The organism is Lewinella sp. JB7, from assembly GCF_024297185.1.
Lineage (GTDB): Bacteria > Bacteroidota > Bacteroidia > Chitinophagales > Saprospiraceae > Neolewinella.
In genome coordinates this window covers 159562-182064 of the sequence record NZ_JANCTD010000001.1, presented here as the reverse complement: position 1 = coordinate 182064, position 22503 = coordinate 159562, and the positions used below count along the sequence as shown (strand labels likewise).

At 60.4% G+C, this 22503-nt stretch carries 17 protein-coding genes; 4 read left to right on the top strand and 13 right to left on the bottom strand.

Going from position 1 to position 22503, the window contains the following annotated elements; translation table 11 throughout:
* Positions 1–44: 44 nt before the first annotated feature.
* Both ruvA and NMA52_RS00710 read right to left on the bottom strand, forming a co-directional pair.
* Positions 45–638: a Holliday junction branch migration protein RuvA gene (gene ruvA / locus NMA52_RS00715; protein ID WP_254825707.1), complete on the bottom strand. Its 594-nt coding sequence runs from the start codon at positions 636–638 to the stop codon at positions 45–47.
* Between the two features lie 81 nt (positions 639–719).
* Positions 720–2063: a TolC family protein gene (locus NMA52_RS00710; RefSeq protein WP_254825706.1), complete on the bottom strand. Its 1344-nt coding sequence runs from the start codon at positions 2061–2063 to the stop codon at positions 720–722.
* An 89-nt stretch (positions 2064–2152) separates the two neighbouring features.
* Between NMA52_RS00710 and NMA52_RS00705 the strand changes: the two genes are divergently transcribed.
* Positions 2153–4201 carry a ComEC/Rec2 family competence protein gene (locus NMA52_RS00705; protein ID WP_254825705.1) on the top strand — a complete coding sequence of 683 codons (2049 nt, stop codon included), beginning with the start codon at positions 2153–2155 and terminating at the stop codon, positions 4199–4201.
* On the opposite strand, the gene frr is transcribed toward NMA52_RS00705, so the two are convergent.
* Positions 4198–4761: a ribosome recycling factor gene (frr, locus tag NMA52_RS00700; protein ID WP_254825704.1), complete on the bottom strand. Its 564-nt coding sequence runs from the start codon at positions 4759–4761 to the stop codon at positions 4198–4200. The genes NMA52_RS00705 and frr overlap by 4 nt on opposite strands.
* A 35-nt stretch (positions 4762–4796) precedes the next feature.
* On the bottom strand, positions 4797–6080 hold the full coding sequence (gene serS, locus NMA52_RS00695) for a serine--tRNA ligase (protein ID WP_254825703.1): 1284 nt from the start codon (positions 6078–6080) through the stop codon (positions 4797–4799).
* 360 nt (positions 6081–6440) lie between these two features.
* On the opposite strand from serS, the gene rho reads away from it, so the two are divergent.
* Together rho and NMA52_RS00685 are read left to right on the top strand one after the other, a co-directional pair.
* On the top strand, positions 6441–8414 hold the full coding sequence (rho, locus tag NMA52_RS00690; protein ID WP_256534068.1) for a transcription termination factor Rho: 1974 nt from the start codon (positions 6441–6443) through the stop codon (positions 8412–8414).
* A 144-nt stretch (positions 8415–8558) separates the two neighbouring features.
* A complete protein-coding gene (locus NMA52_RS00685; RefSeq protein WP_254825701.1) occupies positions 8559–9200 on the top strand; it encodes an MBL fold metallo-hydrolase in 642 nt (213 codons plus the stop codon).
* 164 nt (positions 9201–9364) lie between these two features.
* Here NMA52_RS00685 and NMA52_RS00680 read toward each other — a convergent pair whose 3' ends face one another.
* The 3 genes from NMA52_RS00680 to NMA52_RS00670 form a co-directional block, all read right to left on the bottom strand.
* Positions 9365–12544: an ATP-dependent DNA helicase gene (locus NMA52_RS00680; protein ID WP_254825700.1), complete on the bottom strand. Its 3180-nt coding sequence runs from the start codon at positions 12542–12544 to the stop codon at positions 9365–9367.
* A 28-nt stretch (positions 12545–12572) separates the two neighbouring features.
* The gene (locus NMA52_RS00675) at positions 12573–13532 is read right to left on the bottom strand and encodes a ribose-phosphate pyrophosphokinase (RefSeq protein WP_254825699.1); all 960 of its coding nucleotides are present in this window, start codon (positions 13530–13532) and stop codon (positions 12573–12575) included.
* Positions 13533–14287: 755 nt separating this feature from the next.
* Entirely contained in the window at positions 14288–16213 is a 1926-nt protein-coding gene (locus NMA52_RS00670; protein WP_254825698.1) for a CBS domain-containing protein, read from the bottom strand.
* 68 nt (positions 16214–16281) lie between these two features.
* Between NMA52_RS00670 and NMA52_RS00665 the strand changes: the two genes are divergently transcribed.
* Complete coding sequence (locus NMA52_RS00665) at positions 16282–17835, top strand: glycine--tRNA ligase (protein ID WP_254825697.1); 1554 nt, start codon at positions 16282–16284, stop codon at positions 17833–17835.
* Between the two features lie 40 nt (positions 17836–17875).
* Here NMA52_RS00665 and NMA52_RS00660 read toward each other — a convergent pair whose 3' ends face one another.
* The 6 genes from NMA52_RS00660 to meaB form a co-directional block, all read right to left on the bottom strand.
* Positions 17876–18844, bottom strand: a complete 969-nt coding sequence (locus NMA52_RS00660) for a M28 family peptidase (RefSeq protein WP_254825696.1) — start codon at positions 18842–18844, stop codon at positions 17876–17878.
* A 127-nt stretch (positions 18845–18971) separates the two neighbouring features.
* Positions 18972–19412, bottom strand: a complete 441-nt coding sequence (locus tag NMA52_RS00655; protein WP_254825695.1) for a hypothetical protein — start codon at positions 19410–19412, stop codon at positions 18972–18974.
* A 78-nt stretch (positions 19413–19490) separates the two neighbouring features.
* Complete coding sequence (locus tag NMA52_RS00650; protein WP_254825694.1) at positions 19491–20336, bottom strand: TPM domain-containing protein; 846 nt, start codon at positions 20334–20336, stop codon at positions 19491–19493.
* Positions 20337–20371: 35 nt separating this feature from the next.
* Complete coding sequence (locus tag NMA52_RS00645) at positions 20372–20809, bottom strand: TPM domain-containing protein (RefSeq protein WP_254825693.1); 438 nt, start codon at positions 20807–20809, stop codon at positions 20372–20374.
* Positions 20809–21396, bottom strand: coding sequence for a LemA family protein (locus tag NMA52_RS00640; RefSeq protein WP_254825692.1), 588 nt, complete (start codon positions 21394–21396; stop codon positions 20809–20811). Before NMA52_RS00640 ends, NMA52_RS00645 begins: the two co-directional genes overlap by 1 nt.
* Entirely contained in the window at positions 21393–22367 is a 975-nt protein-coding gene (meaB, locus tag NMA52_RS00635; RefSeq protein ID WP_254825691.1) for a methylmalonyl Co-A mutase-associated GTPase MeaB, read from the bottom strand. Before meaB ends, NMA52_RS00640 begins: the two co-directional genes overlap by 4 nt.
* Between the last annotated feature and the right edge of the window lie 136 nt (positions 22368–22503).

Genomic DNA, 22503 nt, shown 5'->3' with positions numbered 1-22503 from the left:
GTTAGGGTAGCGAGCGGTAGTCAAAAAAAAATGGCGGGCCGCAATCAGGAGGATAGTTCCCGCAGCGCAAGCTTGATCAGGTCCTCGGGCGTAGCCGTTTGGGGGTGGGCCGCCAGCACCCGGTTCAGCGCGCGCTGTACGGAGGGCCGGGCAAAGCCCAGGTTAACCAAGGCAGATAACGCCTCGGTCCGTAGCGTATTGCTCTGGACGGAAAGCATTGTCGGCGATTCCCCGCTTTCCTTGATCATCTTATCCTTCAGGTCCAGGATAATCCGCTGCGCCGTCTTCGGCCCGATGCCCTTTACCTTCCGGATCGTACTTACGTCCTCCCCGATCACCGCCGACCGCAGCTCGTCGGCGTTCATGCTCGACAGCACCACCAGCGCCGTAGCCGGCCCCACTCCACTCACCGAGATCAGTAGCCGGAACAGGGTCCGCTCCTGCTCCTCGTAAAAGCCGAACAGCGTCTGCTGGTCTTCCTTCACGTGAAAGTGGGTCAACAACTTCACGGTCTCCGATCCCTCGATCTTAGTGTAGGTATACAGACTGATGTTGACGTGGTAACCAATCCCCCCCGCCTCAATCACCACGAAAGATGGATTCTTGTGGGCTACGGTGCCGCTGACGTATGCAATCATGGGTGTAAGGTAGGGTAGTAGCGTGGTACGGTGGTAGGTTGGTAGGGTGGTACCATCTTACCACCGTACCAACCTACCACTTCACCTAACAATCTGCCCCGTCACCCGCAGCAGCTCCGTCTCCGTATTCTTCAGGTTGAGCAGGGCATTTAGGCGCTGGGTTTCGGCATTGGCGTAGTTGAGCTGGATCTGGCGGTAGTCGAAGCTGTTGATGGTGCCCCCCCGGAAACGCTCCTCGGCGATCTCGATATTGCGCTCGGCGTTCTCGATGAGCTGGGTGGTGATGCCAATGATCTCCGCCTGATTTTCGTACAGGGCCAGAGTGTTCAGCAGGGCGGCGCGCAGTTGCTGCTGGGCCGACTGGTAGTCCAGCTGAGCGGTAATTTCCTGCAGGCGGGCGGACTGGGTTCGTACCCTACGGTTCCCCCCGTCAAAGAGCAAATAGCTGGCCGTGAATCCCACGCTTCCGGAGAGCGTACGGGCCGCCACGCCGGGCAATTCCTGTTGCCGGCCGGGCTGGTCTCCCCCGAACTCGAAGGTCTGCGTGCCGGTCTGCACCGCTACGTCGTAGCCCGCCGCCCCGCCAAAGCCGATGACGGGCTTACGTTCGGCCTCGACGAGCCGGGTCTGGAGGGCGGCCAGGTCGCGGTTAATCAGGAGGTTCTGGAGGCTGCGGTTGGTGGCCAGCAACTGGGCCTCCAGAGCGGCGCGGTCGTAGTCGGTCGGATCGTAGACCAGGTCGTCGGTGAGCTCCACTTCCCCGTCCAACTCGTCGTTGCCCATGACCTGGAGCAGGTTGCGTACGGCATTGCGGTAAGTCACGCGCTGCACCACCAAATTCGTGGAATCCGATAAATAAGCATCACGGGCCTGCAACTCGTCAAAGGTGCCCCCCTGGCCGAATTCCTTACGTACGTTCTGGTACTCGATACGATCGCGACTCAGGGCCAGTACCCGCTCGCGAACGTCGATTTGCTCCCGCTGCACCACGGCCTGGTAGTAAGCGTTGATGATGTCTTGTACGGTGTTTTCGATCTGCAATTGCAACTGACCGGCACTCAAATCGGCGAGAGTTTTCAGACGCTCCTTATTGATGCGGATGCGCCCGCCGTTAAAGATCACCCAGTTCAGGGAGGCGCTCGGCCCTACGGTGTAACTCGTGGTCGTACTCTGCACTACGATGCTGGCCGGGTTGCTCTGATTGCGGTACCCAACGCCCGGATTAATTCCCAGGGAAATGGTGGGATACTTCTGGGTAAGCGCGTAGTCGTTGTTGTTCCGCGCGACCTCCAGTTCACTGACGGCAATGCGAATCTGGTAGTTGTTCTCCAGCCCCCGCTGTATTGCTTCGCTCAGCGTAAGTCGTTCCTGGGCGGTAACGCAGGAGCAGAGCAAACACAGGAAAAGCGTAATTAATTGGTGCATACCGGACAGGTTCAAGGCCCAAAAATACTACCTTCCGGCCGGTGAGCACCCCAGGCAACCCACAAAGACCGGCCATTCCGTGGGCATGCGTGCCCCTCCTGCTGCCCGTTCTCGCACTGGCCTGCGGCATACTAGGTGCCTGCTTACTGGATTATCGATACCAGCAGACTTTTCTGGTCACTACCGGATGCCTCGGCTCCCTGGCCCTTATACTGCTCCTGCGGCCCCGCCCCGCTGGCAGACTGGCGACCTTTTCCTCCGCCCTTATTCTGCTGACAATCGTCGCCTTCGGCGGCTGGTACGCGAGCGCGCGCCATCCCCCCAACGACGGGCGGCACTTCGGTCACCACCTCACCCCCGGCACTCAGCTGCGCGGAACCGTAACCACCGTACGCCCCGGCGAGCGACGGACCGCTACCGAACTACGCATCACCGGCATGCTCACCGAGGGACGGCTACATCCGGTACACGGGAAATTACTGGCCTACCTGCCCGCGGACACCGTGACGGTAGGCGACGATCTTCTGCTGGCCGCCCCGATCGCCCCACCGTCCGGCCCCCTCAATCCCGGAGCCTTCGACTACGCGGCCTACCTGGCCAACCAGAACATCTTTCACCAAAGTTTCTCCGACAGCAGCGAGTGGACGCGCATAGGCCGCCAGGCGGGCCATCCCCTGCGGATCATCGGCCACCGCTCCCGGGAAGCCTGGTTCGCCAGCCTGCAACCTTACCTCCGTGGCGACGACCTGGCCGTGGCCGCCGCCCTCATCATGGGTAAACGCGATCTCCTGGAGACGGAGGTGAAATCTGCCTACGCCGATACCGGGGCCATCCACGTGCTGGCGGTGTCCGGGCTGCACGTCGGTATCCTTGCCCTGATCGCCACCCAGTTGTTGCGTTTCCTTTTTCCGCCGCGGCGGGTGTGGCGAATCCTGGGGGCCGTGCTCACCGTACTGCTGGTATGGTACTTCGCCCTGGTAACCGGACTGAGCGCTTCCGTCCAGCGGGCCGCGCTGATGGTGACCGTAGTGGTGCTCGGCAAGTCTCTGAACCGCAACAACCACGTCTTCAACCTGCTGGCCATCGCGGCGCTATTGATGCTCGTCGTGGAACCTAAGCAACTCTTCCAGGTCGGCTTTCAGTTGTCCTTCGCGGCGGTGGCGGGCATCGCGCTCTTTACGCGGCGGATCCAGCGGTGGGTGTACCTGCCCGGCCCCCTGCGGTATGCCTGGGACGCCATAGCGGTGTCCACGGCGGCCCAGTTAGGTACGTTGCCGCTGGCGCTATACTATTTCGGACAGTTCCCGGTCTACTTCATGCTGAGCGGTACGCTGGTGATCGTCTTTGCCTACCTGGTCCTCGGGCTAGGCCTGTTTCACGGCTTCCTGGCGGGCGTGGGCGCGGCCGGGGGCCTGCTGGAGCCTACCGGTAGCCTGCTGCGCTGGGTCGTTGGTCTACAGAACCAATTCATCTTCTACTGCCGCAAGCTCCCGGGCGCCACCCTGAAATTTACCGGCTTCGACCTGCTCTCCGCCCTTCTTCTGACCGCACTGATCGGCTGCCTGGCCTACCTTGCCTTCCGGCCCAGTCACCGCGCGCGCTGGGCGGTCATGGGCACGGTCGCGCTGCTGGCCGGCTACGGAATGCTGCGCCCCGTACTCTCCCCCGCCCCGCCGCAGTTCACGATCTACCATCTACCCTACACTACCCTGATCGACGTGTACGACGGTCGGCGCGGCGTGGCGATGACGGACAGCCTGTCCGCGGATCAATTAACCTATAACGTACTTCCGTGGCGGGAGCAGCTGGGGGCGGACTTTACGGGACGGCTTGATTTCTCTACGGATACCAGCCTTACGGCGACGGCGGTAGCTTATCCCCTCCTGCGCCTGCTCGACCGGCGGGTGCTGGTCCTGGACCGCGACCGGCCGGCCAACCTTAGCAGCGGGCTGCCGGAAGTAGACCTCATCGTCGTGCGTAATGGCTTTCGGCCCGGGAATCTTTCCCATACGCTCCCCGACATCCCCGTGGTGGTGGATGGCTCCAACCCTCCGTACGTCGCGGATGAGTGGCGGGCGCGCCACGCTACGGCGCACGTGACGCGGGAGCAGGGCGCTTACCGGCACGTGGTGTTCTAGAGGGTCATTACTTCCCGCTCCTTGTGTTCGACGACCTCTTCGACCCGCTTGGTCAGGGAGTCCGTCCAGCCTTGCACCTTCTCCTCCATGCGCTTACCGGCGTCCTCGGGGTAACCGTTCTTCACTTCCTTACGGATACTTTCCATGGCGTCGCGGCGGGCGTTGCGGATGGAGATCTTAGCTTCCTCCCCTTCGGCCTTCACGACCTTGGCTAGCTGCTGGCGGCGCTCGGTGGTAAGGGGCGGTACGTTGATGCGGATCAGCTGGCCGTCGTTCTGGGGGGTCACGCCGAGGTTGGCCTCGAAGATCGCCTTCTCGATGGCGGGCAGGTTGGACTTATCGAAGGGTTGGATGGTGATCGTGCGCGAATCGGCGGTGCTGATGCTGGACGTCTGGTTGATGGGGGTCGGCACGCCGTAGTAGTTCACCATAATGCCGTGCAGCATGGCCGGACTGGCCTTACCGGTACGCACTTTGACGAGTTCGCGTTCGAGGTGCTCGATGGCCTCTTCCATGAGCATTTTCGATTCTTCAAGCTGGTCGCTGAGTAGATCTTCCATTGTTTCTTCGCTTTGGCGCAAAAGTAAGCACTGCCTTAATTAATTCGTTGCAGCCGGTCCGTCCCGACGTAGGGATGCAGCACTTCCGGAAGTAGAATACCCTCCTGGCTTTGGTTGTTCTCCAGCAGGGCGGCAATGATGCGTGGCAGGGCCAGCGCGCTGCCGTTGAGGGTATGGACGAGCTGGGTGCCCCGCTCGGTACGGTAGCGTAGTTTGAGGCGGTTGCTCTGGAAGGTTTCGAAATTCGAGACCGAGCTCACTTCCAGCCAGCGCTTTTGGGCGGCGCTCCACACTTCGAAATCGAAGGTCATGGCGGAAGTAAAGCCCATGTCGCCGCCGCAGAGGCGCAGGATCCGGTAGGGCAGCCGGAGCTCGTCGAGCAGACCGCCGACGTGGGCCACCATTTCGTCGAGTTTGGCGTAGCTCTCTTCGGGGGTGGTCACCTGTACGATCTCCACCTTATCGAACTGGTGCACCCGGTTGAGCCCGCGCACGTGGCTGCCGTAGCTGCCCGCCTCCCGCCGGAAGCAGGGGGTATAGCCGGTGAGCCGTACGGGGAGCTGATCGGGTTCGAGCAGGTCGCCGCGGTAGAGATTGGTGAGGGGCACTTCGGCGGTGGGGATCAGGTAAAGGTCATCGGTTTGCACGTGGTACATCTGCCCCTCCTTGTCGGGAAGCTGGCCGGTGGCGCGGGCGGTGTCCTCATTGACCAGCAGGGGCGGAGCGTACTCGGTGTAGCCCGCGGCGGTATTTCGGTCCAGGAATAAATTTACGAGGGCGCGTTGCAGACGAGCGCCCTGACCGGTAAAGACCGGGAAGCCGCTACCCGTGGTGCGTACACCGAGCTCGAGGCTGAAGATGCCGTACTCCTCGGCCAGTTCCCAGTGGGGCTTGGCGTCATCGCTCAGGGTGGGGAGCTCCCCCGCATACTCCCGGTATACCTCGTTGTCTTCCGGCGTGGCGCCGGCCGGGACCAGTTCGTGGGGCACATTGGGCAGTTGCACGAGCCGGTCGTCGAGTTCGACCAGCACCTCGGCGAGAGCGGTTTCCGTGGTGGCCGACTCTTCCTTGATGGTGTTGACCCGGTCGCGGAGGGTACCGGCTTCTTCTTTTTTTCCGGATTTAAACAGGTCCCCGATCTCCCGCGAGAGTTGGTTGCGCTCCGCCAGTAGTGCGTCGTTGCGCGCCTGCAGTTCCTTGCGGCGGTCGTCCAGGCCCGTAATCTCATCGATCTTCGCGGCCGCGTCCGGGATATTGCGCTTTTCCAGTCCGGTGAGTACCCGGTCGCGTTCGTCGCGCAATGTTTGTACCTGTAGCATAATTACGTTGTTTGAGGGGCCAAAGGTAAGTAGCCGGAAAAGGACCCCGAAGTAGCTCCCCCGCCGAACAATATGCTACGACAGATGTATTTAGTTGCAGAGCGGTCGCCGCCGGCACAGCACATTCCGAAATTAGGTTGTAGCTTTGTGGGGCAAGCGATTCCGCGCGCAGACCTTGGAGGTGGCATTTCTGCCCTTCCCGCCGGTCGACTTTCATCCTTTCCGCACCAAGGGCCTATTCTACGCTTCCGCTCGGGAAGCCCGCCCTTAACCATCGGTTTCCTAATTCTCACTTGGCACCTCCCGATCATTGGGAACGCCGCCTTCTCTACCACCCCCCCTTACGTACTATCCCAATAGATGTTTAGCATAGCGCAACTACAGAGCATGCTGGTTCCCGAATTAAGGGACTATGCAGAAAAACTTGGCCTCAAGTCCTACAAAAAGCTCAACAAACAAGATCTCATCCTCACCCTGCTCGAACAGCAGGCCGTGAAGGGTACCGAGAGCGTCAGCGAACCGCCGGCCGCCTCCGATACCGACCGCGTACCCAACCGCCGCGCCGCCGCCGCCGCATCCGCCGCCCGTAAGAACGAGGAATCCGCCGAGGAAGAGAAAGACGAAAAATCCGGCCGCAGCCGGGGCCGCCGCAGCAGCCGCAACAACAATTCCGCCGATACCTCCGACGAGCCCAAACGCCCCGTACGGGGCCGCGGCCGCTCCAACCATAAGGACGATAACGACGGCGACGACGATAACAAAAACAACAACCGCGAGTCCGGTAAATCCGACGACGACAAACCCACCCGTGGCCGCAGCCGGGGCCGCCGCAGCATGCGCGAGGAATCTTCTTCCCAGAAGGATGACCGCGGCAGCCGCAACGAAAAGTCCGACGACAAGCAGGACGGTAATCGCAACCGTAACAACGAAAAGTCCGACGACGGTCAGGACAATCGCGGCCGTGGCCGCGGACGGGGCGGTGACAACAACGACGATCAGCAGCAACAGCAACGCAACGACCGCTACGGCAATCGCGGCCGCGTAGAGGAACGCGACGACAGCAACCGCCGGGGAGGAGGAAACAACGAGCGTCGGAGCCCCCGCAACGACGATCAGCCCCAGCAACGGAACGATCGGAGCAACGACCGCGGCGGTGACCGCGGCAACAGCAACCGCAACGAAAACCGTCGCGGCGGCCAACCGGAGTACAAACTCGACGGCATCATCAGCGCCACGGGTATCCTGGAAATGATGCCCGACGGCTATGGTTTCCTCCGGTCGCCGGACTACAACTACATGACCAGCCCCGACGACGTGTACGTCAGCCAGCAGCAGGTCAAGTCGTTCGGCCTCCGTACCGGCGACACCCTGCGTGGTCCCGTCAAGCCCCCCAAGGAAGGCGAGAAGTACTTCGCCCTGCTCGACGTCGAAAAGATCAACGGCTTCGACCCGAAGGACATTCGTGACCGCGTTCCCTTCGACTACCTGACCGCCCAGTTCCCGACCGAGAAGTTCACGCTCTCCGGCTCCACCCACGGTAAGGACTACGGCATGCGTTTAGTGGACCTCTTCGCGCCCATCGGTAAAGGACAACGGGGACTCATCGTCGCCCAGCCCAAATCCGGTAAGACCTTCCTGCTTAAGGACGTGGCCAACGCCATTGCCAAGAACCACCCCGAGACCTACCTCATCGTTCTGCTCGTAGACGAGCGCCCCGAGGAAGTCACCGACATGAAGCGCAGCGTAAAGGCCGAGGTCATCAGCTCCACCTTCGACGAACCGGCGGAGAACCACGTTCGCGTGGCCAACGTCGTTCTCGAAAAATCGAAGCGCCTGGTAGAGAGCGGCCACGACGTCTGTATTCTGCTGGACTCCATCACCCGTCTGGCGCGTGCCTACAACACCGTACAACCCAGTTCCGGCAAGGTGCTTTCCGGTGGTGTGGAGGCTAACGCCCTGCAGAAACCCAAGAAGTTCTTCGGCGCCGCCCGTAACATCGACGGCGGTGGCTCGCTGACCATCCTGGCGACCGCCCTCATCGATACCGGCTCCAAAATGGACCAGGTTATTTTCGAGGAATTCAAGGGTACCGGTAACATGGAACTTCAACTCGACCGCCAGCTGGCCAACAAGCGGATGTACCCCAGCATCGACTTCACCCGTTCCAGCACCCGCCGCGACGATCTTTTGCTTGACCGCGACGTCCTGCAGCGGATGTTCATCCTACGCAACCACTTGGCCGACATGAAACCGGAGGAAGCCTTCCAGTTCCTGATGCGCCACATGAAGAATACCACCAGCAACGAGGAATTCCTGGCAACCATGAACAGCTAGGCCGATCCTCCGTACGTGCACGCGGCCCTGCTCTGGCGGGAACGCGGGAGCACCATTTTTCAGCAAACGGCAGACCCGCCTGGCATTCTCCGGATTGCCGGTCGGTCTGCCGTTCTTCGTTAAACCCCAACCGAACTACGATCCATGACCACCGTCGTCAGCCTCACCCAAAATCCCGTTCAGGAAAACACCTACCTCGTCTACGATACCGACACCAAGGAAGCCATCATTTTCGACCCCGGCTGCTTCACCCCGGCCGAGGAACGCGAACTGGTAGCGACCATCGATCGACTTGGTTTGAAACCCGTAAAGCTTATCAACACCCACTGTCACTTCGATCACGTGTTCGGCAACGCTTTCGTAGTGCAGCAGTATGGATTGCAACTGGGCATTCACCCCCTGGAGGAACAAGTGCTGGAGGCGGCGCCCATGATCGTCCAGGCATACGGCATACCCCCCATGACGCCCTCCCCCGCCCCGGACTACTTCATTCACGAAGGAGATACCGTCCGTTTGGGAGAGAATAGTTTCGAGGTGCTCTTCTGTCCCGGCCATTCTCCCGGCAGCATCTGTTTTTACAACCGTAAGGAAGGCTACGTAATCGCGGGCGACGTACTGTTCCGTCGGTCGATCGGACGCACCGACCTGCCACTGGGCGATCACGACGCGCTGATCGGCTCGATCCTGACCAAGCTGATGCCGCTGGCCGATGAAACGGTGGTCTATCCGGGGCACGGACCCGCGACGACGATCGGGGAGGAACGGCGGGAAAATCCCTTCCTGTAGCGACGGCTTTAGCCGTTCGGCTTTTCTGTAGCGATGGCTTTAGCCGTTCGGCTGCTTATCCATATGACAGCGTGACGGCTCAAGCCGTCGCTACACGTTAGGTACAGTTCGACGGCTCAAGCCGGCGCTACACGTGAGGTACAGCGTGACGGCTCAAGCCGTCGCTACGTGGGGTCGTCAAGGCCATATACTTCCTCGGTGTGCTTTAGGGGAACTTCGTCGCTGAGGTCACGGACGAAGCGACACCACTCGCAGTCCGGCTTGCCGCAGCCCGTAAACTGCTGATCCTGAATGGCGTCCCAGACGGTTCGGAGGATGGCACGCAGCGCATCCGTATCCTTCTGCAGCAACTCAAGGCGCTCCTCCGCCTGTTCTCCGTCCGGGTTCGTGAGCAGGTAACTGATGCGGCCTTCCCGCACCCGCCGGAGATTGCCGGGGCGGTTATCGTACAGCAATTTGTAGAAGGTGAGCTGCCGCCAGTAGTCACCGCCGTGGGGGTTCTTTTCTCCGGGACGGCGCAGCTTACCGGTCCCGCCGGTGCTCGTTTTATAATCCACCACTCGTACGTAGGCATCGTTGATCACGTCGATCCGGTCGATGATGCCGGTCAGGGGGATGCCGTCCACTTCGGCATTCTGGATCCGGTACTCGATCTCGACCTCCTGCACCCACGATTTGTGGTAGCGGTCGTAGTACGTGGCCAGCTCCCGTCGGCCACGTTCTAGCCGGCTGGCGTAACCCTTCACGGTGAGCATTCCGCGGCGTTTGCCGAGGGCAATTTCGAAGTTGTAGATCAGTTCTTCCCGGCTGGGAAAGACGTGGGCGGGATCGCGCTTCATACGCAGGAAATAATCCTGAAGCGCCTCGTGTAATGCCGATCCGTAGACGGTGCGTTCGCGCTCGCGGTCCGGCACCCGGAGCAATTTTTCGTAGTAGAAGCGCAGTGGACAATCCAGATATGCGTAGAGTGCGCTCACGCTTAGCCGGAAATCTACCAGCAACTCCGCGATGGCGGCGCGTTCCAGCACGGGAAAGCGGGCTCGATCCTTAGGTTGCAGTTGCAGGTACGCCAATTCCGCCAGGGTATCCGCATCCAGATTGGCGTCGCGTGCTTCCACCCCACCGGCTTCGATCAGCTCATCGACGAAAACGACGTGTTGTTGCAATTTATCCTTACTACTCAGCTCCGCACAGGATAGGACCACCTCGCTACGCGCCCGGGTGAGGGCCACGAAAAACAATCGCCGGCGTGCCTCCTCCTCATCTTCCGTACCGGCATAAGTCAGCGTATCCGGAAGTTTAAACCGACTACTGGCGCGCCCGCTTCCGGGTCCCCAGGCCTTTTCGGAGCAGTCGAGCATCCATACTTTTTCGAATTCCAGCCCCTTCGCGCTATGGGCGGTTACCAGCAGAACCGCATCCGCCTGGTCCAGGTGGGAACGTAGCGGCAGTTCGATGCGGTTGCCGTCCATCTGCACGAGAGTGTCGAGAAGATCGGTCAGCGTCAGACGTGGTCGGCGGGCAATTTCCCGCAGGACGAAGTCGGTAAAGGTGGCCACGTGTTGCAGCAGTTCCGCCCGGTTCGGATCCCGGAGGACGGCGGCCAGCAGCCCCGATCCGTTCAGCACCCATTCCACGAATTCCGGTAGGGTAAGGCTTCCGACCAGTCCGATACCTTCCTCCAGCCAGTCCGCCACCCGGCGGATCTCCGCGGGGGCTTCCAGTCCGTAGGGGTAGAGCTCCGACTGCCGCAGGTACTCCCGCCAGCTGGGGAGGCGGCCCTCCCGGTCGAGGGTGTCCAGCCGCCCCAGGTTGATCACGGCAAGATCGTGGGGATGCAGACCGAAGCAGCGAAAGTGCAAAATCCGGTAGAGCAAGTACTCCCCCGTTCCCGGCCGCTCGTGTTCCGCCTGCAGGTAGCGGAGCAATTCCCGCAGCTGGCGTACCGGCCGGCCGTCGAGGACATTGGGCCGACGCTTACTGCGGTAAGGAATACCCGCCCGTTCCAGCAGGTGACGCAGCAGCTCGGCCTGACTGTGTTTGGCGTAGATCACGGCCATCTCGGACCAGGGAACGCCCGCGTCGTGCCAGTGCTGCAATTGATTAACAACGTAGCCCGTTTCCTGCCGGTGGTCGGTGAAGGCCAGGTACCGGACGTCACGGCTTTTTTCCGGGTCCGGCACGGCTCCTGCGTCCCCGCCCGCTTGTTGGTTGCTACTGAGCCGTTTGTCGATTTGCCGTTCCGGCAGCCGATCCCCGATGCGAAGCGTATTGCGGGTGATGATAGCGTCGGCGCCGTCGAGAATGGCCTGGGTGCTGCGGTAATTTTCGTTGAGGGTAACGACGGTGAGGTCGCGCGCGTAGCGATTGTGAAAATCGACCATGGCATTCAGGCGCGCTCCCTGGAACTCATAGATCGCCTGATCGTCGTCGCCTACGATAAAGACGTTGGGATTTTCCCAGTAATCGGTGAGGTGACGGATGATGCGGTCCTGGCTGCCGTTGGTATCCTGGAATTCGTCGACTAGCAGGTAGCGGTAGCGCTCCTGATAACTCCGGAGCAGGCTCGGATGATCGTGGAAGGCCCGTAGAACCCACCCGATCATATCGCCGTAGTCGTAGCGGCGTTGCCGTCTGAGCATGTCTTGGTAACGGGAGAACAGAGCTACTCCACTCGCCAGCTTATCCATGCGTAGCCGCTCTTCGGCGATCTTACCGACGTGGGGGTCGCCCTTCTGCTTGTCCTTGTACTTCCGCCGGTAGATGAAATCCGGATGTTCCTCCAGTCCGGCAACGTAGCGCTCGATGCGTTGCCGTAGATCGTCCTCCGTCCAGTTCTCGGCCTTCATTTGGGCAAAGAGGTCCTGGAGGTGGTCTTCGTAATGGTAAGCTTCGTGGTAGCCGAGCCGTAAGGGGTCCGTCTGGGGGAGGCCGTCCAGCAGTTCCCGGATAATGCGAATACGCTCCAGCTCCGACAGTGGCTCCAGACCGGGGCGTCCGAAGTAGTGCAGATTGTTCTGGATCACGCTACTACAGAAGCTGTGGAACGTATTAATGCTTACCCGGTGAGCCTCCGGACCGATGAATTGTAGCAAGCGCTGGCGCATGGCCTTTACGCCGGCATCGGTGAAGGTCAGGCAGAGAATGTTGTGGGCGCCGGCATCTGTTTTTAGCAGGATGTTTCCGATGCGGGCGGCGAGCAGGTGGGTTTTGCCGGTACCGGGTCCGGCCAGCACCATGACGGGCCCTTCGATGGCTTCGACGGCGGCCCGCTGACCGGGATTGAGGCGGGCGAGTTCGGCGCGAAAATCGGCGTTGTAGTCGTAAAGTTTGCGTGCGGGCATGCCCTTAATTAACCATCCGGCCCACGGGCTAGTTGACGAAAAGGGCGGAGATGCTCTCGTTGTTGTGCGTATTCTGGATGGCCGTGGCGAAGAGGTCGCTGGAGCTGAGCACCTTGATCTTTTCGGAGGACTCCTTCAGCGGGATGGTATCCGACACGATGAGCTCGGTCAGCTGGCTGTTCTCGATGTTGCGGTAGGCGTTGCCGCTGAGCATGGGGTGGGTGGCGATGGCGCGGACGGAGCGAGCACCCTTTTCCATGATCAGATCGGCGGCCCGGCAGAGGGTACCGGCGGTGTCGACCAGGTCGTCGACCAGGATCACGTCGCCGCCCGTCACGTCACCGATCAGGGTCATACCCGCGATCTCGTTGGCCCGCTTGCGGTACTTATCGCAGATGACCATATCGCGGGCAAAGTGCTTGGCGTAGGCGCGGGCGCGTTTCACCCCTCCCATGTCGGGACTGGCGAAGATCACATTGCTCATATCCTGCTCCTGAAAGTAAGGAATGTATATCGCCTGACTCTGGAGGTGATCGACGGGAATGTCGAAGAATCCCTGGATCTGATCGGCGTGAAAATCGAGGGTCATGATGCGGTCGACCCCCGCCGCTTCGAGCAGGTTGGCGATGAGCTTGGCGCTGATGGGTACGCGGGGCCGGTCCTTACGGTCCTGACGGGCGTAGCCGAAGTAGGGAATTACGGCGCAGACGTAACCGGCCGATGCGCGCCGGGCGGCGTCGATGGTGAGCAGCATTTCCATTAAATTATCGCTGGGCTGGAAGGTGCTGCCGATGATGAAAACGTATTCTCCGCGCACCGACTCCTCGATGATGGGCTGCATCTCCCCGTCGCTGAACCGGCTGACCCGAAACTGCCCCAGCGGATGGCCGTAGGCCTCGGCAATCTGCTCGCTCAGGTACATACTTTTGGTGAGCGACAGGAGGGTCACCTTGTCGTTCATGGGAGTCAGGCGGGGGTGGTGGGGCATGGGGATGGACGATTTACGGCTTCAAAAGTACCACTTACAATTTGGCCGCCGTGCGGGAGAGTCTTCAGCCACCCGGGAGGGTAATTTAAAATGTGAAATTGCTCATTTAAGATTGGCTACCGCGCAGCCATATTCGCCACGGTGACTCTGTAGGACTGGCCCGCTGACGGCGTGGATTTTCAGGTTTAAAATTGAACAGGTGAATTTCGGCTGACATACGGAACAACCTTAAAATTTACCATGCACCAAGTATCCTGAGCTGGCTTGCGGGGCGGGAGTCTTCAGCCAACCGGGAGGGTAATTTAAAATTGCTCATTTAAGATTGGCTACCGTGCAGTCATATTCGCCACGGTGACTCTGTTGGACTGGCCCGCTGACGGCGTGGGAATTTTGACCGAGCACTTAATTCGGTTGCCACAGGGTTTAGCCAAAAATTTACCATTTACCATTTACGGATATACCATGTACCATTTGGCTGTCACATAGCAGTGCCTACTCCAGCAATTTATAAGTCCCGGCGGATTGATCGCTAAGTGGGATTTACCATCTACCATTTACGGATGTACCATGTACCATTTGGCTGTCCAAAACGAAGCCGACGCAGTCGCTGAGCAAAGCCGTCAATTGGAAATTGAAAATGGTAACTTGTAAATGGTAAATCTCCCCCCCCTTGCCGCCAAAACGAAGCCGACGCAGTCGCTGAGCAGAGCCACACAATTTTAAATTGAAAATTTCCAATTTAAAATTTACCCCCCTCACTTCAGCCTCTCAATCAGCCTGCCCGCCACCCGCAGAAAGTCCATCTCCGTGATGATGCCGACCAATTCGTTGTCCTTCACGACCGGAAGACAGCCCAGCTTACTTCCGCGCATAATTTGCATAGCCTCCTTGATGGTCGTCTGGGGACTTACGGTGGTCGGATTTTTGATCATGAGATCACCGACGGTCTGGTAATCGTTCGCTTCATTCTCCATGCGCCCCTTGTGGATGTAGTAGCGCAGCAGCTTGCGGGTGGTAATGAGACCGCAGAGGTGACCGTCTTCATCCTCGACCGGAAGGTAGCGGAGTTTACGCCAGTCCATCAGGTCGCCGACTAGTTCCAGAAGGTCGGACTCGCGGACGGTAAACAGGTCGGTTTCCATAAATTCCTCGACCCGCAATCCGACGGGGCGGTAGTGCTTCAGATCTTCAACCTTCGGAATCGGCCACTTATGCACGGGATCCTGCTCCAACTGGCATTTAACCATTTGGGAGGTGAGGATGGTCACGGCCTCGTCGCGGTTCACCCGCTCGGTGAGTTGAGTGAACGACTTCAGGAGCCAGCGGGCACCGTTCTGGTGCACCTCCGCCCGTCCCTGGATCACGCTGAGGTAGCGCTCGATGTCCGGTTGATCGATGCCCTGTGCGACGAGTCCGTCGTAGGCCAGCGGCAACAACTCCTGTAGGATGAGGTCGCGGCAGTTGATCTTCTGGTTGTTGAACCAGGTGAACTGGGTGTCTATGCCGAATTTAGCGGCTTTAGAGAAATTATCCTTGACGTCGGCGAAGCTCATGTGCTCGCGGATGTCCTTGTACTTATGGGCCATTCCCATCATTACCCCGAGCCAGAAGGCGGCATTGGCGGTCTGGTCAAGTACCGTGGGTCCGGCCGGAAGCACGCGATTCTCAATCCGCAGGTGGGGCATTCCGTTGTCGCTGATGCCGTAGCAGGGGCGGTTCCAGCGGTAGACGGTGCCGTTGTGTACTTGCAATGCACGGAGTTTGGGAATGTCTCCGTTGCGGAGCATTTCGAGGCTGTCTTCGTCGATCTCCGTGCCCAGCAACACGCGGTAGCGGGCAATATCCTCCTTATAGATCTCCATAAGGCTCTGGTCGAGCCAGCGGGTGCCGAAACTTACGCGGGGCTCGGACTGTCGCATGTGCTCCTTGCTGGTACGAACGTCGAGCGACTGTTGGAACAGGGCGATCCGGGATTCGTGCCACAGTCGCTTGCCGAAGACCAGCGGACTGTTGGCCGCGATCGCCAGGATGGGCGCGGCCACCGCCTGGGCGATGTTGTAGAGAGGAACGAACGTATCGGGCGTCACCTGTAGGTGGACCTGGTAGCTGGTATTGCACGCCTCGAGCAGTGGGCTGTCGTGGTGAATGTGCAAGTCATCGATGCCCTGCAAATTGAGGGTGAAGCCCCGCTCGTTCTTTTGCTGCTCCTTAATGGCCTCGATGAGGGCTAGGTAACGCGGCTTGGGCGTCAGGTTCTCGAGATTGAGGTCGAACTTTCGCAGGGTAGGCAGGATGCCCGTCAGGACCAACTGGGCGTTGCTGGCCTTTGCCGCCTCCTTCACGATGCGGAGCTGCTTCATATTCTCCTCCTCCATCTTCCGCAGGGCATCGCCCCGGAAGACCTGGGGCGTGAAGTTGGTCTCCAGATTGAAGCGGGCGATCTCGGTCGTGGCCCAGGGATAGTCCTTCAGCCGCTTGAGCACGGCCATGTTCTTCGGCGTCGGCTTCAGGGTCTTTTTGTCGACCAGGCACATCTCCTGTTCGGCCCCGATACGGATGGTATCCGTCTCGAACATCTTATGTTTGAGCATGAACTCCAGGGCCTGCACGTCCTGCAGGAGGTGATGGGTGAAGGCGGACCGACTGTCCTGAGTGGGTACGTTAACTTTTTCTTCTCCCATGGGTAGATTGGTGTTTGCCGAAGGTACAACGCGTCTTCCTATCTTCGCGCCCCCAAACAGTTACCGCCATGGCCACCGAAATCGACTTCAAAGCCCTTACCGCCCACGCCAAGGAGAACGGCTTCATCTACCAGAGCAGTGAAATTTACGACGGTCTGGCCGCCGCTTACGACTACGGCCCCAACGGCGTACTGCTGAAGAACAACCTCAAGGAGTACTGGTGGCGCAGTATGGTACAGTTACACGATAACATCGTGGGCATCGATGCGGCCATCTTCATGCACCCCAAAACCTGGAAGGCCTCCGGTCACGTCGACGCCTTCAACGATCCGCTCATCGACAACAAGGACTCGAAGAAACGGTTCCGTGCCGACGTGCTCATCGAGGAGTACATGGACAAGATCGAGGGCAAGATCAATAAGGAGATCGCCAAGGCCCGGAAGCGGTTCGGCGATTCCTTTGACGAGGCGCAGTTCCGTGACACCAACCCCAACGTACAGCGCTACGCGAAGGAGCACCAGGAAGTAGCCAAGCGTCTGGCTACGGCCATGACCGACGGCGATATGGCCGGACTCAAACAGATCATTGAGGACCTCGGCATCAGCGAGCCCGATACCGGTAGTAAGAACTGGACCGACGTGCGGCAGTTCAACCTCATGTTCTCCACCCAACTCGGCAACATCGCCGGCGAGGAAGGCAAACTGTACCTCCGCCCCGAAACCGCCCAGGGCATCTTCGTCAACTTCACCAACGTACAGAAGACCACCCGCCAGAAGCTGCCCTTCGGCATCGCCCAGATCGGTAAGGCCTTCCGCAACGAGATCGTCGCCCGCCAGTTCATCTTCCGCATGCGGGAATTCGAGCAGATGGAGATGCAGTTCTTCATCCAACCCGGCAGCCAGCAGGAATGGTACGAAAAGTGGAAGGAGGCCCGCCTGAAGTGGCACCTGGCCCTCCACCCCCAGAGTAAACTGCGCTTCCACGACCACGATAATCTGGCCCACTACGCCGATGCCGCGGTGGATATTCAGTTCGAATTTCCCTTTGGCTTTAAGGAACTGGAAGGTATTCACAGCCGCACCGATTTCGACCTCAGCGCCCACCAGGAGCTCTCGGGCAGGAAAATGCAGTACTTCGATCCGGAAACGAAGGAAAGCTACGTCCCCTACGTCGTGGAAACCTCCATCGGAGCCGATCGCCTCTTCCTCGCCACCCTCACCCACGCCCTGCGCGACGAGCAGGTTCCCGGCCAGGACGATCCGAACAACACCCGCACCGTACTATCGCTGCACCCCGCCATCGCGCCCATCAAGGCGGCCATCATGCCATTGAAGCGCAACGACGAGCGGCTGGTCGGCATGGCTAAGGACATCTTCAATGACCTGCGCTTCCGCTTCGAGGTGCAGTACGACGATACCGGCTCGATCGGCAAGCTTTACCGCCGGCAGGACGCGGTGGGTACCCCCTTCTGCATTACCGTAGACTTCGACAGCCTGGAGGACGGCACCGTGACCGTCCGCGACCGTGATACCTTGGAGCAGGTGCGCGTCAAAGCCGAGGAGCTGGCCGGCCTGATCGGCCCGAAGGTGGACATGGGTACATTGCTTCGCTCCGCGCAGTAACGCTACGCATCATCCACTACCGGAGAAAATGCGGACGCGGTTAAAGCGTACCCGCCGCTTCGCGGAAGATCGTAGCGAGCACGACCTGGCCCGCCGCCCGGAGCGTCCGCTTGTCGATCACGTCCATATTATCGTTGCCGGTATGCCAGTGCTCGACGAACCCGCTCTTCGTATCCTTCCGGTGGTTGATGATGTCGATGGTCGGGATGCCCGCGATCGTATTCAGAAAGTAGTGATCGTCGGTGATCGCGCCACCCCGCTCGTTGACGAAGTAGTTGCCGTAGCCCATCCCGTCGGCCAGACGCCAAACCTTGCGTACCACTTCCGGGGCGTATTTCTCCGAGTATCCTTCTACCGCGAAGTTCGCGTCCCGGCCCCCCACCATGTCCAGCAGGATACCGAAGCGGGGTTTAGGCTGCGGGACGTTCCGCGAGTAGTACTGCGCGCCAAGCCCCCAGCTGTTGCGATTGCCGCCGTTCGCTTCCCCGTAATCTTCCGCGTCCAGTAGTACTATATCGACTCCGATGTCGGGAGTATTCAGACCGAGCTGTCGGGCGACTTCAAGTAAGACCCCTACCCCGCTGGCACCGTCGTCGGCGCCGTTCACGACGGCATTCGGGTCGGTTTCCAGTTCACTGTCGGCGAAGGGGCGGGTGTCCCAGTGGGCCGCCAGCAGAATGCGGTCCGACAGCTGGGGTGCGTAGCAGGCAATGATGTTCGTGGCGCGGAGTTCCGTGCCGTCGTAGGCCTCGGCCGTAAAATCCTGTTCGACTACCTGTGCCCCGAAGGCTTCGAGCCGGTCGACCAACCATGCTTTCGTCTGGCGGTGAGCATCGCTGTTCACTATCCGCGGACCGAAGTTCACCTGCCGTTCAACGTAAGCGTAGGCACTGTCCCGGTCAAATTTCGGGACGGGCTTCGCGTCTTTCTTCACGGGCGGGGTCGCAGGAGCCGTATCTGCAATGGGAGCGGCGGGATCCGGTTGGCACCCGGACAGGAGCAGGAGCATAAACAGTAGGCACGGGGTTACATACTTAATTGTCAAGGCTGGGTATTCTGAGGGTTATCGCCGTCCTGAGTTCGCCTCCCGTCATCAGTCAATCGTATGCGACGGATGGCTCGCCGGCGTAGGAGGGCTACTTCGTTACGAGTTCGGCGTCGGTGAGGAGGTACATCAACCGATTGATATTGCTGTCGTTGAGGGTCAGCTTCCCGCGCAGGGTAATCCGGGACGTACTGTACTTAACGGGCTCGGAAGCGGTCACTTCCATCACCGTCTCGGGACCCGCGCCCCCGCAAAAAAAGCACATGTTGTACGGGTAGGCACTAAAGACGAACTCCCGGTGGCTCTTGTACCCCTCCACGGGCACGATGTAGCCGCTGATCTCGATGATTTTCCCCTCCATCGCCCGGATACTTTCGGCAAAAACGGGCACGTCCACCTTGAAGCCCAACAGCTCATCGTACTTCTTTTCGTAAGTCACCTTGGCCAGGTCCTGCCAGGTGCTCGCCGCGGCGGACTGGCTGAAGGCACCGGCCGACAGCAATAGGGAACAAAAGATCAGGACTAGTCGCATGGTCGGGGCGTTAACGGTAAGGCGAATATAGGGGCAACGCTCCCGGACCGCGAACGGCTGTGAATGTGACGTTAAAGCTTACCAGCCACCGCCCGCGCCGCCGCCGCCGAAACCACCCCCACCGAAGCCCCCGAAGCCGCCGCCTCCCCCGAAGCCGCCCCCGCCGCCAAAACCACCACCGCCGCCGCCGCCGAAGCCACCGGGCAGGATGAACCAGCCGCCCCCACGCCGTCTGCGCCGCCGGGGATCATCTTTATCGTAGCGTCCGTTGCGCCAGTATCCTCCATCGTCGTCGTCATCATCGTCGTGGCGGTTCCCGTAGCGGTTCAGCAGCATGAAGATGAAGAAGATAAACATGAAGACGAAGATCGGGGGGATGCCGCCGCTGCTTTCGGGGACTTCATCGGCCGTGTATTCTCCCCGCCCGGCATCCATAATAGCCTGGGTGGCTCCCGCGATGCCGGCGTAGTAGTCACCCTGCCGGAAGGCGGGCGTCATGATGTTCCGGATGATACGGCCGGCGCGGGCGTCGTTGAGAAAGCCTTCGGCACCGTAGCCGGTCTGGATAAAGATCTTACGGTCGTCACGGGCAATGTACACCAGCACGCCATTGTCCTTCTGCTCCGATCCACCGATGCCCCAACCGGAGGCGATGGCCAGACTGCGGTCGAAGACATCCTCGCCCTGTAGTGAGGCTTCCGTGACCACCGCGATCTGAGTGGAAGTTTCCCGGGCGTAGTCGTTTAGGCGTTGGGTGAGCTCCGCCCGCTGGGCAGCGCTGAGCAAGCCCGCGTAATCGTTGACCAGTTGGTCGCTCTTCGCGGGAATGGCCGGTTGGGCCACCATCGCCAGCGACAGCACGAACAGGAGCAGCACCGACAACCAGCCACGGGAGAGATTCAGTACGGAGGATCGGTTGTTCACGGTTCGCATTTTGGCCTGGCCCGGTGGTGCGGGATTTACTTGGGCTTGTTGTAAGAAATCTCGTCGGGGAGTTCGTTAACGTCGTCGGTCTGGTAGGGGAAGTAGGTTTTAAGTTTCGCGCCGATCTGCTGAATGACCAGTTCGATACCCGCGGCGAACTCCCCCCGCTTAAAGTACTGCTGCATCAGATCGCGCTCGGTGGCCCAGAAGTCTGCGGGTACTACCTTGTTGATGCCCGTATCCCCTACGATCGCGAATTCGCGGCGGTCGACGGCCAGGAGGATGAGCACGCCGTTGCGGTCCTGGGTCTTTTCCATACCCAGTTCCCCAAAGATGCGTTTGGCGATTTCGAGGGCGGGCTTGCGGGCACCGACTTCGACGTGCACCCGGATCTCCCCGGAAGTCGCCGTTTCCGCCTCCCGAATGGCCGTGATGATCCGGGCTTCTTCCTCCGTATTAAAGAATTTTACCATCAGAATTCGACCGTCGGGGCGTTTTGCGCACCGGCCTCGGCCTGGAACTGAGGCTTCTGGTCGAAGCCGAATACGGAGGCGAAAACCACTCCCGGAAACTGCCGGACCTTCTTATTGTACTGAGTCGCCTGCTCGTTGAAGCGCATTCTGGCGGTACTGATGCGGTTTTCCGTGCCGGCCAGCTCGTCCTGCAGCGCCTGGAACTGGGCGTTGGACTGCAGCTGGGGGTAAGCTTCGGCGGTGGCCAGGAGGCGTCCGAGTCCGGCACTTACCTGGGCCTGAGCCGCCTGGAACTGTTCGAGCTTTTCGGGGGTCAGATCATCGGCATTGATGGTGATGGACGTAGCCTTGGCGCGGGCTTCGGTAACCGCCTCGAGGGTCCCCCGCTCAAATTCAGCGGCCCCCTTGACGGTATTGACCAGATTGGGGATGAGGTCGGCCCGGCGCTGGTACTGGGTCTCTACGTCGGACCAAACGCGCTCGACGTCCTCCTCGGCATTAACGAATCCGTTGTAGCTGGAGCAACCCGCGATGAGCAGGACGGCCAGAATACCAACGACGATGGCCAGGGTGGAAAATGATCTCATGGTTTACTGTATTTTAGAAAATCCGTCAGTATAACATCCGCGGTGGCGGGAATGGTGAGGTGTTGGTCGAGCAAGGCGCGAAGTTGGTCGTTTTCCAGCCCGGCAACCCTGAGGTAAACGTGCAGCCGTCGGAGCAGTTCGCGGTTAAGTTGTTCGCGCAGCCAATCCGTCCGCTGTTGCCGCCGCCGGGCGGCAACGGAAGTCGCTTGCTGCCGGCGAAAGTGTTCCATCCGGTCCACCGCCGCCTCCACGCCCGCCCCGGTAAGGGCACTGGCGGTGGCGACCTCCACGGCCCATCCGTCCGGCCGCGGGGGTGCCAGGTGCAGTCCCCGGCGTAGTTCGGCGGCGGCCAGCCGGGCTTCCCGGGGCAGCGTGTCGGCCTTGTTTACGACCAGGTGATCGGCGAGTTCCAGGATGCCGCGTTTGATGCCCTGCAGGTCGTCGCCGGCGGCGGGTTGGGCGAGCAGCAGAAAGGCATCCGTCATGGCGTGTACCTGCCATTCGGCCTGCCCTACGCCCACCGTCTCGACGATGATGTAATCGTAGCCCGCCGCTTCACAGAGCAAAACGGCCGCGCGACTGGCCGGCCCTACCCCCCCAAGTTCCCCGGCGTTGGGGCTGGGGCGGATGAAGGCATTCGCTTCCCGCGTGAGGCTTTCCATGCGGGTCTTATCCCCCAGGATGCTGCCCCCGCTAAGGCTGCTCGTCGGGTCGATGGCCAGTACTGCCAGCCGGTGGCCCCGCTTCAGCACTTCGGTACCGTAGGCTTCGATGAAGGTGGATTTTCCCACGCCGGGGGTGCCGCTGATGCCGAGGCGGAAAGTGCTCTTCGTGCGCGCATGCTGTTCGGCACGTGCGATGAGTGCCGCGGCCGCGTCCTGGTCTTCCGGGCGGCTGCTCTCCACCAGCGTGATGGCGCGCCCCAGTGCGCGACGATGGTTCGGGCCGGTAAGGTCGGTGAAGAGTTGCATGGGGTTAAAGATTAGCTAAAACGGCCGAACGGAAGGGCCAAACCCGGCGGATGGCATTTACTTACCGGGCCGGTCACCCTACCGCACCGTTCGCTTTCTTTCCTTACGGTAAGTCGCGAGTCTGCCCCGGGCGGCG

Excerpts from the sequence above, each read along its gene's own strand:
- ruvA (WP_254825707.1), bottom strand. The coding sequence starts at position 638 with ATGATTGCATACGTCAGCGGCACCGTAGCCCACAAGAATCCATCTTTC.
- NMA52_RS00710 (WP_254825706.1), bottom strand. The coding sequence starts at position 2,063 with ATGCACCAATTAATTACGCTTTTCCTGTGTTTGCTCTGCTCCTGCGTT.
- frr (WP_254825704.1), bottom strand. The coding sequence starts at position 4,761 with ATGGAAGATCTACTCAGCGACCAGCTTGAAGAATCGAAAATGCTCATG.
- serS (WP_254825703.1), bottom strand. The coding sequence starts at position 6,080 with ATGCTACAGGTACAAACATTGCGCGACGAACGCGACCGGGTACTCACC.
- rho (WP_256534068.1), top strand. The coding sequence starts at position 6,441 with ATGTTTAGCATAGCGCAACTACAGAGCATGCTGGTTCCCGAATTAAGG.
- NMA52_RS00685 (WP_254825701.1), top strand. The coding sequence starts at position 8,559 with ATGACCACCGTCGTCAGCCTCACCCAAAATCCCGTTCAGGAAAACACC.
- NMA52_RS00680 (WP_254825700.1), bottom strand. The coding sequence starts at position 12,544 with ATGCCCGCACGCAAACTTTACGACTACAACGCCGATTTTCGCGCCGAA.
- NMA52_RS00675 (WP_254825699.1), bottom strand. The coding sequence starts at position 13,532 with ATGCCCCACCACCCCCGCCTGACTCCCATGAACGACAAGGTGACCCTC.
- NMA52_RS00670 (WP_254825698.1), bottom strand. The coding sequence starts at position 16,213 with ATGGGAGAAGAAAAAGTTAACGTACCCACTCAGGACAGTCGGTCCGCC.
- NMA52_RS00665 (WP_254825697.1), top strand. The coding sequence starts at position 16,282 with ATGGCCACCGAAATCGACTTCAAAGCCCTTACCGCCCACGCCAAGGAG.
- NMA52_RS00660 (WP_254825696.1), bottom strand. The coding sequence starts at position 18,844 with ATGCTCCTGCTCCTGTCCGGGTGCCAACCGGATCCCGCCGCTCCCATT.
- NMA52_RS00655 (WP_254825695.1), bottom strand. The coding sequence starts at position 19,412 with ATGCGACTAGTCCTGATCTTTTGTTCCCTATTGCTGTCGGCCGGTGCC.
- NMA52_RS00645 (WP_254825693.1), bottom strand. The coding sequence starts at position 20,809 with ATGGTAAAATTCTTTAATACGGAGGAAGAAGCCCGGATCATCACGGCC.
- NMA52_RS00640 (WP_254825692.1), bottom strand. The coding sequence starts at position 21,396 with ATGAGATCATTTTCCACCCTGGCCATCGTCGTTGGTATTCTGGCCGTC.
- meaB (WP_254825691.1), bottom strand. The coding sequence starts at position 22,367 with ATGCAACTCTTCACCGACCTTACCGGCCCGAACCATCGTCGCGCACTG.